Origin of the sequence: Streptomyces longispororuber (assembly GCF_014656095.1) — a bacterium.
In the GTDB taxonomy this organism is placed as follows: domain Bacteria; phylum Actinomycetota; class Actinomycetes; order Streptomycetales; family Streptomycetaceae; genus Streptomyces; species Streptomyces longispororuber.
Genome location: NZ_BNBT01000191.1, coordinates 1 through 13797, shown reverse-complemented (window position 1 = coordinate 13797; position 13797 = coordinate 1). Strand labels below are relative to the sequence as shown.

At 74.4% G+C, this 13797-nt stretch carries 12 protein-coding genes; 4 read left to right on the top strand and 8 right to left on the bottom strand.

Going from position 1 to position 13797, the window contains the following annotated elements; translation table 11 throughout:
- Window positions 1–362: 362 nt before the first annotated feature.
- The 3 genes from IE330_RS34710 to IE330_RS34700 form a co-directional block, all read right to left on the bottom strand.
- Window positions 363–590 (bottom strand): DUF5133 domain-containing protein, encoded by a 228-nt coding sequence (locus tag IE330_RS34710; RefSeq protein ID WP_190140164.1) that lies wholly within the window; start codon window positions 588–590, stop codon window positions 363–365.
- A 143-nt stretch (window positions 591–733) separates the two neighbouring features.
- Complete coding sequence (locus tag IE330_RS34705) at window positions 734–3823, bottom strand: M14 family metallopeptidase (protein ID WP_190140163.1); 3090 nt, start codon at window positions 3821–3823, stop codon at window positions 734–736.
- A gap of 185 nt (window positions 3824–4008) precedes the next feature.
- Window positions 4009–4959 carry a helix-turn-helix transcriptional regulator gene (locus IE330_RS34700; protein ID WP_190140162.1) on the bottom strand — a complete coding sequence of 317 codons (951 nt, stop codon included), beginning with the start codon at window positions 4957–4959 and terminating at the stop codon, window positions 4009–4011.
- A gap of 133 nt (window positions 4960–5092) precedes the next feature.
- On the opposite strand from IE330_RS34700, the gene IE330_RS34695 reads away from it, so the two are divergent.
- Window positions 5093–5518 carry an ANTAR domain-containing protein gene (locus IE330_RS34695; protein WP_190140161.1) on the top strand — a complete coding sequence of 142 codons (426 nt, stop codon included), beginning with the start codon at window positions 5093–5095 and terminating at the stop codon, window positions 5516–5518.
- A 130-nt stretch (window positions 5519–5648) separates the two neighbouring features.
- The gene (locus IE330_RS34690; RefSeq protein ID WP_190140160.1) at window positions 5649–6155 is read left to right on the top strand and encodes a carboxymuconolactone decarboxylase family protein; all 507 of its coding nucleotides are present in this window, start codon (window positions 5649–5651) and stop codon (window positions 6153–6155) included.
- A gap of 84 nt (window positions 6156–6239) precedes the next feature.
- Here IE330_RS34690 and IE330_RS34685 read toward each other — a convergent pair whose 3' ends face one another.
- Both IE330_RS34685 and IE330_RS34680 read right to left on the bottom strand, forming a co-directional pair.
- Window positions 6240–7445 carry a cytochrome P450 family protein gene (locus IE330_RS34685; protein ID WP_190140159.1) on the bottom strand — a complete coding sequence of 402 codons (1206 nt, stop codon included), beginning with the start codon at window positions 7443–7445 and terminating at the stop codon, window positions 6240–6242.
- Window positions 7446–7921: 476 nt separating this feature from the next.
- The gene (locus tag IE330_RS34680) at window positions 7922–9097 is read right to left on the bottom strand and encodes a cytochrome P450 (protein WP_190140158.1); all 1176 of its coding nucleotides are present in this window, start codon (window positions 9095–9097) and stop codon (window positions 7922–7924) included.
- Window positions 9098–9357: 260 nt separating this feature from the next.
- Between IE330_RS34680 and IE330_RS34675 the strand changes: the two genes are divergently transcribed.
- The gene (locus IE330_RS34675; protein ID WP_190140157.1) at window positions 9358–10194 is read left to right on the top strand and encodes an alpha/beta fold hydrolase; all 837 of its coding nucleotides are present in this window, start codon (window positions 9358–9360) and stop codon (window positions 10192–10194) included.
- A gap of 125 nt (window positions 10195–10319) precedes the next feature.
- On the opposite strand, the gene IE330_RS39800 is transcribed toward IE330_RS34675, so the two are convergent.
- Together IE330_RS39800 and IE330_RS34670 are read right to left on the bottom strand one after the other, a co-directional pair.
- Window positions 10320–10451, bottom strand: coding sequence for a hypothetical protein (locus IE330_RS39800; RefSeq protein ID WP_268257380.1), 132 nt, complete (start codon window positions 10449–10451; stop codon window positions 10320–10322).
- Between the two features lie 462 nt (window positions 10452–10913).
- Window positions 10914–11444 (bottom strand): flavin reductase family protein, encoded by a 531-nt coding sequence (locus IE330_RS34670; RefSeq protein WP_190140156.1) that lies wholly within the window; start codon window positions 11442–11444, stop codon window positions 10914–10916.
- Between the two features lie 224 nt (window positions 11445–11668).
- Between IE330_RS34670 and IE330_RS34665 the strand changes: the two genes are divergently transcribed.
- Window positions 11669–11944, top strand: coding sequence for an acyl carrier protein (locus IE330_RS34665; RefSeq protein ID WP_190140155.1), 276 nt, complete (start codon window positions 11669–11671; stop codon window positions 11942–11944).
- Window positions 11945–12132: 188 nt separating this feature from the next.
- Here the strand turns inward: IE330_RS34665 and IE330_RS34660 are convergent, their stop codons facing one another.
- Entirely contained in the window at window positions 12133–13569 is a 1437-nt protein-coding gene (locus IE330_RS34660; RefSeq protein ID WP_229926137.1) for an MFS transporter, read from the bottom strand.
- Between the last annotated feature and the right edge of the window lie 228 nt (window positions 13570–13797).

Below are 13797 nucleotides of genomic sequence, written 5' to 3'. Positions count from 1 at the left end.
GCCGGGGCCGGTCGCGGGGGGGGGGGGGGGGGGGGGGGGGGGGGGCGGCGGACGCGCTGCCGCGCCGGGAAGCGGATGGCGGCGTCGCGGTGCATGCGCGTAGGCGCCGCCCGCCGCACTGCCCCCCCGGGGGGGGCGGTGCGGGTGCTGGTGTGCAGGGGCCCGGGCCGGGGGCGGACCGGCCGGGGGCGGGTGCCGGACGCCGGGCGGGCGTGGTGCGCGGCGGGGCGTCGGCGCTCCCCCGCCCCCGGTGGCCGGCGGTGGCGGAGGGGGGGTGTGGGGCGGCCGGGGCTGTGCTTCGCCGGTCTCACCGGGAGCGCGCCGTGCCCTGACCCGCCCGCCCCCGCGCGGGGGCGGGCGGGTCAGCCGGCCAGGAGGGTCTCGCCCTGGGGGCGGGTGCCGGGCAGGCGGTGGCGGGCGGCGAGCAGGGCGGCCTCGACGTCGCGGGTGCCGGTGGACACGCACAGGGTGTAGGCGACGTCGTCCATGCGCCGGCGTACCTGCTCGGTGCTGTTCCGCGTGTGCAGGGCGCGCAGCGTCTCGTACTGCTCGACCAGGTCCTTCAGTACGGCCGGATGTGCCATGAGCATGGGGGGCTCCCTCGTCGCCACTCCTTGGGTGAGTAATACAGCCACCCTTGTGCCCCGCCCGTGGCGGGGGCATTCACGGGTGGTGCGAAAAGGGCCGGGCCGCCCCCTTGCGAGGGGCGGCCCGGCCGGATGCGGGGCGTAGGTCAGCGCAGGTGGGCCAGGGCGGCCTTCATCAGCGCGGCGCGGCGCCCGGCGTCGGGGAGGTGTTCGAAGCCGAAGCCGAGCAGGACGCTGTCGCGGGTGGTGAGGGCGGCGTAGGGGGTGTGGAGTTCGCCGGTGCGGGCCCAGTCGCCGGTGATGTCGGGGCTGCCGGGCGGGGGCGGGGCGGGGCGCCAGGCGCCCAGGGAGGTCTCGAAGCCCTCGGTGTCGGTGGTGGTCTCGCCGGTGACCAGGCGGATGTCGTCGGCGAACAGGCCGCGGCCGCCGTCGGAGGGGTCGGTGACCGCGCTGAGGGATATCTCGACCTTCGTGCCGGCGTAGGCGCTCAGGTCGAACGCGGTCTGCTTCCAGCCGCCCGAGGAGCCGGTGAAGCTGTTCCAGGAGCCGCTGGTGCCGGTGGCGGTGCAGCTTTGCGGGGTGCGGGTGAGGTAGTGGCGCAGGAAGGGGTGGGCGGCCAGGTGGAAGCCGGCCTCGCAGCGGGCGGGCACGGCGGTGGAGGAGGCGCCGTTGAGGTCGGCCAGGGTGGTCCAGTCCTCGGCGCCCGCGGTGTGCGCCTCCACCAGGCCGTGGTCGAAGCCGGCCTCCAGGTTCCAGTTCAGCGCCAGGCGCAACTGCGGCCGGTCGGCGGCGCTCACGCCGCTCAGGTCGACGGTGCGGGTCAGGCGCTGGTAGTCGCGGTCGGTGTGGGTGGCCGCGGCCATGTGGCGGCCGGTGTGGGGCGCGTAGGGGTTGGCCAGGCCCGGGTAGGTGCCCGCGGGCGCGCCGGCGAACCGGGGGAACTGCGCGGGGGGCAACTGCTCGGAGGTGAGGGTGTAGCGGCCGGCCTTGTCCAGCGGGTTGCCCGCGGCGCCGGCCAGGGCGCTGTCGGTGCCGGCCAGGGCGCCGCGGCCGGTGAAGCGGTCGGCGCCGGGGGCGGGCAGGCGTTCGTAGGCGCCCAGGTAGTACTGGGCGAAGTCGTCGCTGAGGGCCGCGCCCAGGTCGGTGGCGCCGCCGGCCTGTTCGCCGGTCTCGATGAGCTTGCCGCCCTCGTTGAGGTAGGCGCGCAGGGCCAGTTGGGTGGGGGCGCCGGGGACGGTGTCGCCGGTGTGGTGCACGACGGTGCGGAAGTGGGACAGCACGCCCAGGGGGTGCGGGGCGCCCCGGCGGGTGACGTCCCACACGGCGGCGGTGTGCCCGTTGGCCTTCAGGGCGTCGAGGTACGTCCTCGTCTGGGAGGCGCCGGCGCCTTCCTCGGCCACCACGAGGGTGCGGGCGGCGGGGCGCTTGGCCAGGGTGTAGGTGAAGGGGGCGCTGCGGGTGGGGCGGCCGGCGGCGGTGGTGCCGGTGAACGACACCTCGACCCGGTCGCCGGGGCGCGCGCCGCTCACGGGCGCGCGGTACTGGTCGAAGTACAGGTTGTCCTCGCCCCCGAAGGTCTTGCCGCCCTTCCAGGGCTTGAGGGGCGCCCGGCGGGGCGGGCCGCCGTTGACGCGGTAGACGAGCCTCTTGTCGCGCACCGACTTGCGGGCGGTGACGGCGACCTGCTGCTGGGTGCGCGCGTAGGAGGTGGTGAAGGAGTCGGGGGTGAAGTCGGGGGCGGCGATGCCGGGCACGGAGACGGGCCGGTCGGGGTGCAGGGCGCTGCGGGCGACGGCCAGCGCGAAGGGCACGTTCTTGGCGAACTCCTGCTGGATCAGCTTCTCGTCGTCGGGGAAGGTGAAGACCGACGCGCAGTCCTCGGGCCGCCAGGGGTCGTCGGGGTCCAGGCGCGAGGCACTCTGGCAGGTGGACATCTCGGGGGTGAACATCGCGATGCCGTTGACGTTGCCCGCGTGCCCGTCGGCCTCGCCGTTGGTGGTGTACAGCTCGGAGGACACCTGGGGGCGGTAGCCGGGGATCGCGGGCTTCTCGGGCGTGCCGGCCAGGGACGTGTAGAGCACGTCGTCGGGGGTGGGGGTGGCGACCTGCCAGCCCACCCCGTACAGGATCAGCTCGGCCGCCGAGTGGTAGTTGATGCCGTAGGTGAAGCCGATGCGCTTTTGGAAGCGGTCGATGGCCCGGGTCTCGGGCTCGGACATCGCCTTGGCGCCGCGGTAGGTCTCCGAGGAGGGGCGGGGCGAGGAGCCCTCGTTGTCGTAGCCCCACTTGTAGGCGAAGTTGCGGTTGAGGTCGACGCCGTCGCCGGCGGTGATGCGGCCGTCGCCGTTGATGTCGCGCAGGTTCTTGCGCCACTGGCGCTCGCCGCCGGCGGCGTGGGTGAAGTCGTAGCCGTCGGGGTTGGCCGAGAGCACGAACCACAGCTCGCTCGCGTCGACCAGCTCGGTGATCTGCTTGTCCTTGCCGTAGCGGTCGAGGTAGTGGTGCATCAGGCGGCGGGTCATCTCCGGGGTGATCCACTCGCGGGCGTGCTGGTTGGACATGTAGAGCGTGGCGGGCTTGGCGCCGTCCTTGGTCTTCCTGGCGTCCTTGGAGAGCTTCAGGGCCCAGATGTCCTTGCCCTGCACGGTCTTGCCCAGGGAGACGGCCTTGGTCAGGCGGGGGTGGGCGCGGGCGGTGGCCAGGATCTCCTCCTGCAGGCCGCCCTTGCCGCTGTAGGGCCGGTAGACGCCGTCGCCCTGGGCGGCCACGCGCCGCTCGGCGGCCCGGGGGACCGTGTGCTCGCTGAGCTGGACGCCCTGGCGCCGCAGCACCTGGGCCTGGGCCGCGGTCAGGTACAGCTCGACGCGGCCGGCGCCGGTGCGGGGCAACTGCCCGGCGAGTTCGTGCGCGTCCTGCCCGGCCCGCAGCACAAGCGGGAGCTGCTTCTTGGTGACCTCGCCCCGGTAGACCCGCACCTTCTGGCCGCCGTCCTTGGAGGCGGCCGTGCCGGGCGCGTTGCCCGCGGACCTGCCCAAGGCTTCGCCGGAGGCCTTTCCTGAAGCCTTTCGTGGCGCCTTTCCTGAGGCTTTGTCCGCGGTCTTGCCGGGTGCTTCTCCAGGTGCGGCCGCCGGTGCGGTCACCGGCGGGTCCGCCTGGGCGTGCGGTGCGGCGGCCAGGCCGGCGGCGAGCAGTGCGGCGGTGGCCAGCACCGATCTCGCGCGCGCTGTGCGTCTCATGAGCCCCCCTTGCAGTTGTCCGGCACGCGGGTGTGCGCGAACGCCAGGCTCACCACACCTCATGATCATGTCAATACGGCGGGGGGCGGCGGGCTCTTGCGCGTGCCGCCGCGCGGCGGCGGGCGGCGGCGGGCGGCGCCCGGCAGGGGCCGGGCCCCGGCCAGAGGTCAAGTCCCGGTCAGGGCTCAGGTGCCGGTCAGGGTCTGGTGGGGGTGGCGCCGGTAGGCGGCGCGGTACTGGGCGGCGAAACGGCCGGGGTGGTGGAAACCCCAGCGGGCGGCCACGGCCGTGACCGTGGTGTGCCGCGGGTCGGCGGCCACCAGGTCGTCGTGGGCGTGGGCCAGGCGCACCCGGCGCAGGTGCGCCAGCGGCGTGGTGTCCAGGTGGCGGCGGAAGGCGTACTGCAGGGCCCGTACCGTGATGTGGGCGGCGGCCGCGATGTCCGCGACGGTGACCGGCTCACCGGCGTGGTCGTCGATGTAGGCCAGGGCCCGGCGCAGCACGGTGGGGCGGGCGTCGTTGCGGTCCACCGCCCTGGGGTCCTCCAGGGCGGTGTTGGGGAACGTGGCCAGCACGGTGGCCGCCAGGTGCTGGGCCGCGGTGGAGGCGACCAGGGGCTGGTCGGCCAGGGCGGGGTCGGCCAGGACCACGTCGCGCAGGTAGCCGATGGTGCGGCTCAGATGCCGGGCGGCCGGGGCGGAGTGGGGCCGGTGGCCGGTCAGCCGCACCGCCCCGAAGTCCTCGCCCGTGGCGGCGACCTGGCCGAGCAGGGCGGGGTCCAGCATGGTGATGTTGTAGCGGGCGCCGCAGATCCGCCCCTGGTAGGGCAGGTCGGGCGGGGCGAAGAGGACCACGTCGCCGGGGCCGAAGTCGTCCCTGACGCGCTGGAAGCCGTGGTCGCGCACGGTGCCCTCGTGGACCACGCACAGGCAGATCCGGCCCAGGGGCGTCACCGAGTAGCTCATCTCGAAGCCCAGGTCGATCTCGTCGACGCTCACCGAGGCGATACCGGCGCGGCGGATGTGGGCGCGGCTGGGCCCGGGGGTGCCGCTGGCGATGCGCATCCTGGCGTAGGCGCGGCTGAGAAACTCCTCGGTGACGTCCAGATCGTCGCTGTCGAAGGTGAGCGTCTGCATAGCAAGCGCCTTCCCTCCGGTTTGCGCGTTTATGTGCTGGCTGAGCAGTGGCCTTTCGTTTTCCGTACCGGCACCCGGGCGAGTGTGCGCCGGGCGGATGGCGCGGTGGGGGCCGGGTGCGCAGGGTGAGCGCATGATCGGACGCAAGGAGCAGACGGAGGAACTCAGGGCCCTGCGGCAGGAGGTGGCCCAGTTGCGCCGCGCGGTGGCCTCGCACGCCCTGGTCGACCAGGCGATCGGCGTGGTCGTCGCCGTGGGGGGCCTGTCCGCCGCACAGGGGTGGACCGCGGTCAGGTACGTGTCGCAGCACACCAACACCAAGCTGCGCGACGTGGCCCGCTGCCTGGTGCGGTGGCCGCTGAGCGGCGAACTGCCCGAAGACATCCGCCGGACGCTGTCCGCGGCGGTGGATCACGCCCGCACCCTCCCCGCCGATGCCGGGGCCGGTGTGGAAGCCCGCGGCGGGGAGCCGGGCGTGCGCCAGGAGGCCGTGGCGGCCTGCGGCTGCGCCGCCGCCGAACCCCGGTGCTGCTCCCCCGCCGGACTGCCCGCCTCCTGAAGCCCGCGCGCGCCGCGGGATCCGGGGCACGGGAAAGAGAGGGGGCGGGGGCTGTCACATGAGGCGCACGCGATCCGTCAGAGGGGTGACCACAACGGCAACCATCCCCCTTCCTTTCTTGGAGACAGCGATGACGACACGTGCGATCACGGCGGACGTACCCATGACCCCGCGCATGGCCGAGGACCCCGCCGCCCTCGTCCCCGAGCTGGCCGAGGTCTCCGCGGCCCTGTTCAAGGTCACCGGCAACGGGTCGGTGCCGCGCTCCACGATCAGCCTCGTCCAGTTGCGGGCGGGCCAGATCGTCGCCAGCACCTACCTGACCGTGCTGCACACCGGGTTCCTGCGCAAGGCCAAGGAGAGCGAGGAGCGCATCACCTCGGTGGCCTCCTGGCAGGACTCGCCGTACTTCACCGGCGCCGAACGGGCCGCGCTCGCCCTGGTGGAGGCCGTGCTGCAGCCCCGCACGCACGGCGAACGGGTCAGCGACGAGCTGTACGCGCAGGCCGCCGCGCACTACCCGCCCACCGCCCTGACCACCTTGATGTTCGCCATCGGCCAGGTCGGCTTCTTCACCCCGGTGGCGCTGATCGCCAAGCCGGTACCGGGGCGGTCCTTCACCGACCCGTGGGCCTGACCCCCCGGCCCCTCAACCCCGCGCCCCTGCCCGCGCGTTCGCCCCGCCCCCGGCCCCGGCCCCGGGCGGCGGGGCCAGGCGGTGTCACCAGCGCACGGGCAGGGTGCGTACGCCCCGGATGAGCAGGCCCGGGATCCACTCCAGGGTGGCCACGTCGGCGGCGGGGGCGAGGTCCGGGCAGCGCTGGAGGAGGCCGCGCAGGGCGATGGCGGCCTCCAGGCGGGCCAGGGGCGCGCCCAGGCAGTAGTGCAGGCCGTGGCCGAAGGCGATGTGGCCGCGGGCGTCGCGGCGGATGTCGAAGCACTCGGGCCGCTCGAAGCGGGCGCCGTCCCGGTCGGCGTCGGCCAGCACCATGCGCACCGTGGAGCCCGCCGGGATGCGCACCCCGCCCAGCTCCACGTCCACCAGGGCCAGGCGCTCCAGGGAGGACTCCACCGGGCCGTCGTAGCGCAGCATCTCCTCCACGGCGCCCTCGACCAGGCTCAGATCGGCGCGCAGCAGCTCCAGTTGGACGGGGTGGGCGAACAGGGTGCGCAGGCCCCCGGCGATGAGGTGGGTGGTCGTCTCGTGCCCGGCGATGAGCAGCAGGTTGCACATGCCCACCAGTTCGTCCGGGGAGAGGCGGTCGCCGTCCTCGTCGACGGTGTGGATCAGCGCGCTGAGCAGGTCGTCGCCGGGGCGGGCGCGCTGGGCGGCGACGAGCCGGCGCAGGTAGGCGCCCAGCTCGGTGTAGGCGGTGTGCTGGGCCTGGGGACTCAAGGGGGCGAGCATGTCGTCGGACCAGTGGCGAAAGGCGTCGCGGTCCGGTTCGGGTACGCCCAGCAGCTCGCAGATGACGGTCAGCGGCAGCGGGAAGGCCAGGGCCTGGACGAGGTCGGCGGTGCGGGTGGCGCTCCGGGTCATGGTGTCCAGGAGGTGGTCGGTGATCTCCTGCACGCGTGGGGTGAGGGCCTGGATGCGGCGCGGGGTGAAGGCGCGGGTCACCAGGCGCCGCAGCCGGGTGTGGTCGGGCGGGTCGGCCATCGACATGTGGGCGAGGTTGGGGTCGTCCTCGGCGGCGTTGATGATCTGGCGCAGGCGGCCCGAGCCGCGCCAGTTGCGGCTCAGGCGGGCGTCGGTGAGGGCGGCCCGGCAGGCCTCGTGCCCCAGGACCAGGTAGACCTGCGAGCCGTCGGCGGCGCGTACGTGGTGCACCGGTGCCTGCGCGCGCAGCCGGGCGTAGTGGGGGTAGGGGTCGCGGACGAAGTCGGGGCCGAGCTGCAGCAGATCGACGGTGGTGCCGGCCGGCATAGGAGCCCCTCGGGTGAGTGGACGGAAAGGGGACGGGGCGGGGGTGGGTGGGAGTGGGGCGTGCGTGGCTGGTGGGGTGCGCGCCGGTCCGCCGGCTGCCCGGGGCGGCAGGGCGGGTGGCGGGGCAGGCGGGTGGCGGGGGCAGACGGGTGCCGCACACACCCGCCTGCGCGCCCGGCACCGCACACGCCGCTTCACTGGTGCCGGGCGCCGCGCACGCCGCCTCGCTGGTACCGGGCGCCGCGCACACCGCCTCGCTGGTACCGGGCGCCGCGCACACCACTTTCCCCGGCACCAGGGCCTTCTGCGCCGTGGGTGCCGGGTCGTGCGGGGGCCGTGGCCCCGGTGTGCCCGGGGCCGGCGTGCCGCTGTGCCGCTGTGCCGTGCGGGGACACCACGCGGGGACGCCGCGGGGGCGCCGCGGCGGGCGGCGGGGAGGCGGCGGGGGTGCCGCGGGGAGGGTGTGTGGGGTGCCGTTACCAGGTCACCGGGAGGCTTTCGAGGCCGTAGACCAGGCTCTTCTGCCGGAACTGCAGGTCCTCGACGGTGCCGACGAGCTGGAGGCCGGGGAAGCGGGCGAGCAGCGCGGGGATGGCGATCTCGACCTCGCGGCGGGCCAGGGAGGCGCCCGCGCACAGGTGGGTGCCGAAGCCGAAGGCGACGTGGCGGTTCTCGCCGCGGTCCAGGTCGAAGCGCTCGGGGTTCGGAAAGGCCCGCTCGTCGTGGTTGGCGCCGGGCACGGCCAGGACGACCAGTTCGCCCTTGGTCATGGTCTGGCCGGAGAACTCCATGTCGGCGTCGACCACGCGCAGGACGTTGTCCTGGGAGACCGACCAGAAGCGCAGGGACTCCTCGACGAAGGCGGTGATGCGCTCGGGCTCCTTGATCAGCGTGGCCTTGACGTCGGGGTTGGTCATCAGCGTCAGGGCGCTCAGGGCGATCTGGCTGGTGGTGGTCTCGTAGCCGGAGACGAGGATGAAGCGCACCATGGGCAGCAGTTCGTCGCGGGGCAGTTCGCCGGTGTGGACGCGGTCCACGATCAGGCGGCTGATGAGGTCCTCGGCGGGCTCGCGCTCCTTGTCCTCGATGAGCCGGTTGAGGTAGTCGTTCATCGCGTAGTAGGCGGCCCAGGACTCCTCGGGCCGGTCCAGGCTCAAGATGGTGCGGCTCTGCTCGGCGAACATCCGGTAGTCCTGCTGGGGCACGCCCAGGAGCTGGGCGATGACCTGGGTGGGCAGGGCCAGGGCGAACTCGGCGTACAGGTCGACCGGGCGCGGCAGCGTCTCCAGACGGTCCAGGAGCTGTTCGACCAGGGCCTGGATGCGCGGGCGCCACTCCTTGATGCGGTGGGCGGTGAACTCCGTCATCATCATGTGCCGCAGCCGGCCGTGCTCGGGCTCGTCCATCCGCCAGAAGGAGTTGAGGTTCTCGTTGGGCGGTAACTGGGTGCGGGCGCGGGCCATCTTGGTGTCGTCGGAGCTGAAGCGGGGGTCGTTCATGGCCTGGCGGACATCGGCGTAGCCGGTGAGCAGCCAGGCCCAGCCGCCGTCGGGCAGGTCGACCTTCACCGGCCCCTGCTCGCGGAAGGAGGCGTAGGCGGGGGGCGGGGACATCGGGCACTGGCGGGCCATGGGGTAGGCGGGGTTCGCCATGTTCACACGTCCTTGGATGCGTTGCCGGTCCTGGGTCAGTGGAGCGTAGGCCTCCGTTCTGACGCCCGGCTGACCGCCGGCTATCGAAACGCCGGGGTGGCCGCCCCGCCCAGCCGAACGTCAGGGACATGTCAGTCAGCGGTGCTGGAGTGATCTCCTCCGCGCCCCGCCCCGCCGCCCGGCGTGCCGCCCGCCCGCGCCCCGGGGCCGGCGGGCGGGGTGCGCGGATGTCCCCCTCCCCCGTCATCTGGTAGGTCACCATGCCTTTCGTCACGGTCAAGGACGGCACCCGGCTGTACTACGAGGACTGGGGCCAGGGCCGCCCCGTCGTCCTGCTGGGCTCGGCCACCATGAACTCCCGCATGTGGGAGTTCCAGGCCCCCTACCTGGCCGCCCGCGGCCTGCGCTGCGTCCTGCCCGACCGGCGCGGCTTCGGCCGCTCCGAGCGGCCCTGGGACGGCTACGACTACGACACCCTCGCCGACGACCTGGCCGCCCTCCTGGACCACCTGGACCTGCGCGAGGCCACCCTGGTCGGCTACGCGCTGGGCGGCGGCGAGGCCGTGCGCTACCTGGCCCGCCACGGCGCGGACCGCGTGGCGCGCCTGGCGCTGGTGTGCACCACGACCCCGTTCCTGCTGCGCGCCCCGGACAACCCCGGCGGGTTCGACGCCGCCCTGCTGGAGGAGATCGTCACCGCCATGGCCGCCGACCGGCCCGGATACGTGGAGCAGATCGTCACCGGCTTCTTCGGCGGCCCCGGCGCCAGGGCCGCCGACCTGCCCCTGTCCACCCCGCTCATGACGTGGCTGACCCAGCAGTGCCTGGACGGCTCCCCGCGCGCCGGCGTGGAGGTCACCCGCACCCTGTTCACCCACGACCTGCGCGCCGACACCGCCGGCGTCGAGGTGCCCACCCTGATCGTCCACGGCGACACCGACGCCAGCGCGCCCCTGGAACTGTGCGCGCACGCCAGTGCCGCGCTGATCCCGCACAGCCGCGTGCTGGTGTACGAGGGGGCCGCGCACGGCCTGTTCGCCACGCACGCCGGCCGGCTCAACAGCGACCTGCTGCACTTCGCCGGCGCCGGCCGCTAGCACGACCCGCGCCCCCGGCGCCCGCGCCTTGCCGCTCCGCAAGGCGCGGGCGGCGCGGGCGGCGGGCGGCGCGGCGCGCACGGCGCCGGTCGGCGCGAAAGCAGGGGTGCGGGCGGGTGGCGGGGTCAGTCGATGCCGCGCACGATGTGCGGCTCGGCCTCCACCAGGGCGTCGTCGTCGGCCCCGGCCAGCCGCAGGGGCGGGGCCGTGGGCGGGATGTGGTGGAACAGCCGGCTGTACTCCTGCTCACCGTTCACCTGGTGCTCCCTTCGTCGCGGGGCCGCGGGCACACGCCAGGCCCGCGGACACCGGCCGCGCCGCCCCTAAAGGGGTGCCGCTCGGCTCGCCGTGCCGCGCACAGGAGGGCCGCGGCGGGCCGGGGCCCTGGCGCGGGGCCGCAAGGCAGGCCGCGGGGTCCTCGGCGGGCCGGGGGCCATGGCGCTGTGCCGGGGGTTCGTGCGGCTCCCCGCGCCCGGCCGGATCGCGGTGGGCGCGGGGAAGCCGCTGTCGAGGAGACGGCTGCCGCGGGGCGGAGGCGGGTGAGCGGTGTCGCCGCATCCGGTCCGCTCCGCGCCGTCGCCGTCTGCCCCTGTGTTTCCCGTGCACGGTGGGTGCTTTCTCACTCTCCTCGCACGGGCCGGAGAAGTGGTGGACTGTCACTTGAATGCCGCACAAGGCCCGGCGGCGCCCGGCTCGGGCGCCACCCCCGCCCCGCCCGCTCAGGCGGGGGCGGCGGCCGGGGCCGGGGTGTGGAAGTCGCGCCGGTACCACAGCAGCGGCGGCGTGGCCGCGCTGCCGGTGCGGATCTCCAGCGGGGTGCCCAGCAGCAGGTCGTGGTCACCGGCCCGGATCACGTCCACGGTGCGGCAGCGCAGCAGCACCTTGGCGTCGGGCAGGTGCGGCAGACCCGCCCGGCCCGGCCAGCCGCCGAAGCCGCTGCCGGCGAACCGGTCCACGCCACGCGCGGCGAAGCGCCGGGCCACCTCCCGGTGGCGCTCGTCCAGGACGTTGATGACGAACTCCTCCGCCGTCGACATCGGCGCATGGCAGCTCGAGGTGAGCGCGATGCCCACCATGACCAGGGGCGGCTCCAGCGAGACCGAGGACACCGAGCTGGCGGTGAAGCCCCAGCGCCGGCCGGCGGCGTCCACGGTGGTGATGACGGAGACGGGGGCGGCCAGCAGCGCCATCGCGTCCTTGAACGCCTGCGCGTCGGCCACGGCGGGGGTCTGTTCCTGCACTGGGCTCATCGGTGCGGTGCTCCTTCGTCGGCAAGGGGCCCGCCGGGCGGGCACAAGAAAGGGAGCGGGGCACTGCAGACGATGGCAAGAACGGCTCAAGGGCCGCTGGAGAGACGGCGGGCGCGCCCGACGCCGGCCCTGCCCGACGGCGGCGGGTCAAGTCGGCGTTGAGTGCCCAGGAGCACGATGGGGGGTGTAGGCACCGTGCCGACGGAACACGTAAGGAGCTGCACATGGCGGTTAGGGAGCCGGTCATGTCCGAGGGCGAGATCCTCGGCTGGCTCGCACAGAGGCTGGGCACCCACGTGTCCGTGCCGGTAGCACAGCTCAGCCCCGACGTCCCGTACGCCGAGTACGGGCTGGACTCCGTGGCGGCGCTGGGCCTGTTCGGCGACATCGAGGAGAAGTTCGGGCTTGTCCTTGACCCGATCGTGGCTCTGGAGCACTCCACGCTCACCCAGCTCGCGGCCTACCTGGCCGTGGAGCAGACCGAGGTCGTGCCCGGCTAGCGCGTGCGGACAGCGGGCGGCGCCGGACCCTCTCCACGGGCCCGGCCCCGCCCGCCCCCCTTTTTTGTGCGTGCGCCCTCCGCGCCTCTCCATTGTGTGCGGGCCGTACGCCCGTACTTTCTCGTGTGCCGTACGCCCCCGACCCCACCGGCGAACCGGTGGGGCCGGGGGCGTACGGGCGGGGCGAGTCAGTCCTGGTCCACGGAGCGGCCCGTGGTGCTTCCGCCCAGCACCAGGACGGCCACCACCAGCACGGCCATGGCCGAGGCGATGACGGCGAACATGGTGCCCGGTCCGTGCCCGTCCAGGACCGGCAGCAGCACGAACGGCAGCGCCGCGGCGCTGAGTTTGGACAGCGAGTAGGCAAGGCCGGTGGCCGCCGCGCGGATCGCCGTGGGGTACTGCTCGGCCAGAAAGACGTGCGAGACGGTGGAGAAGACGTTGCTGACCAGGGTGTAGAGGATGCCGAAGAACACGATCCACCCGGCCGAGCCCGCGTAGGCGAAGCCCAGGCCGGACAGGGCCATCACCGACGCCGACAGCGCCACCAGGCGCTTGCGCTCCACCCGGTCCATCACCGGCACGGTCAGCAGCGAGCCCAGCGGGTAGCCCAGGAAGGACACCGCGGTGAACCCCAGCCCGGTGACGACGTCGTAGCCCTTGGCCGCCAGGATCTGCGGGGCCAGCGCCCCGAACCCGTAGTAGCCCACCACCGACAAGGTGGTGAACAGCCACAGCATGGTGGTACGGCGCCGGAAGCGGGCCTGGAAGACCACCCCGATCCCCGACTGCCGGACCGGCTCCGGCCCCTTGCGCCCCCCGGCGGGGGCGGCCTGGGCGGCCTGGTGTGCGGGCGCGGGAGCGGCCGGATGCGGCTGCCGGGCAGCGCGCGCGGAAGCCGGCAGCGTGGCCTCCATCCGCTCCACGATGGCCTCGGCCTCCTCGTGGCGGCCGCGCGCGGCCAGCCAGCGCGGCGACTCGATCAGCCCGCGCCGCAGCACCCACACCACCGCCGAGCCCAGCGCGCCCATCACGAACAGCCAGCGCCAGCCGTCGATGCCCAGCGGGGACAGCGGCACCAGCCACAGCGCGGCGAACCCCACCGCGGGCACCCCGCAGAAGGCCAGCGTGTAGGCCCAGGCGGTGTAGCGGCCGCGCTGCTTGGCGGGCAGCACGTCGGCCAGGTAGCAGTCCGACAGGGACTGCTCGGCGCCGATGCCCACCCCGGCGAAGAAGCGGGTGACGATCAGGAAGGCGGCGTTCGGGGAGAACGCGCCCAGCAGCGAGAAGCCCGAGTACAGCGCCAGGTTGATCAGAAAGGCGCGGCGGCGGCCGTAGCGGTCGGCGACGCGCCCCAGCAGCAGCGAGCCGAAGAACTGCCCCACGAACGCGGAGGCCAGCACGAGCTTGAGGGTGGTGCCGTTGAACGCGAAGTCCTCCTGCAGCACCTGCGAGATGGTGCCGGCGAGGTTGTTCTCGAAGGTGTCGAAGAGCAGGCCGACGCCGACGACGGCGGTCAGCGTGCGGTGCGTGGAGGTGATCGGCATACGGTCGAGCCGCTCACCGACGGAGGGCGCCGCAGCAGCGGGTGCCTGCGGCGCCGTCTGGACTGTCATGGTGCTCATGTCTCCTTGGCATCGATCGGGCGTACGGGAAACCGCGGCGCTCAGCACGACGCGGAGGGACACCGGGGCGGGGACGGGAAACCGCCCACGGGGGCGGGGACGGGCGGGCCGGGGCCGGGCCGCCGGGCTCAGGGCCGCGGGCGAAGGAGAGGGGGCCGGGTCACGCGCCCGGAAGGGGGCGGCCGGGGCGGTGCGGCGGCCCCGCAAGCCCAGGCGGCGCGGACGCGG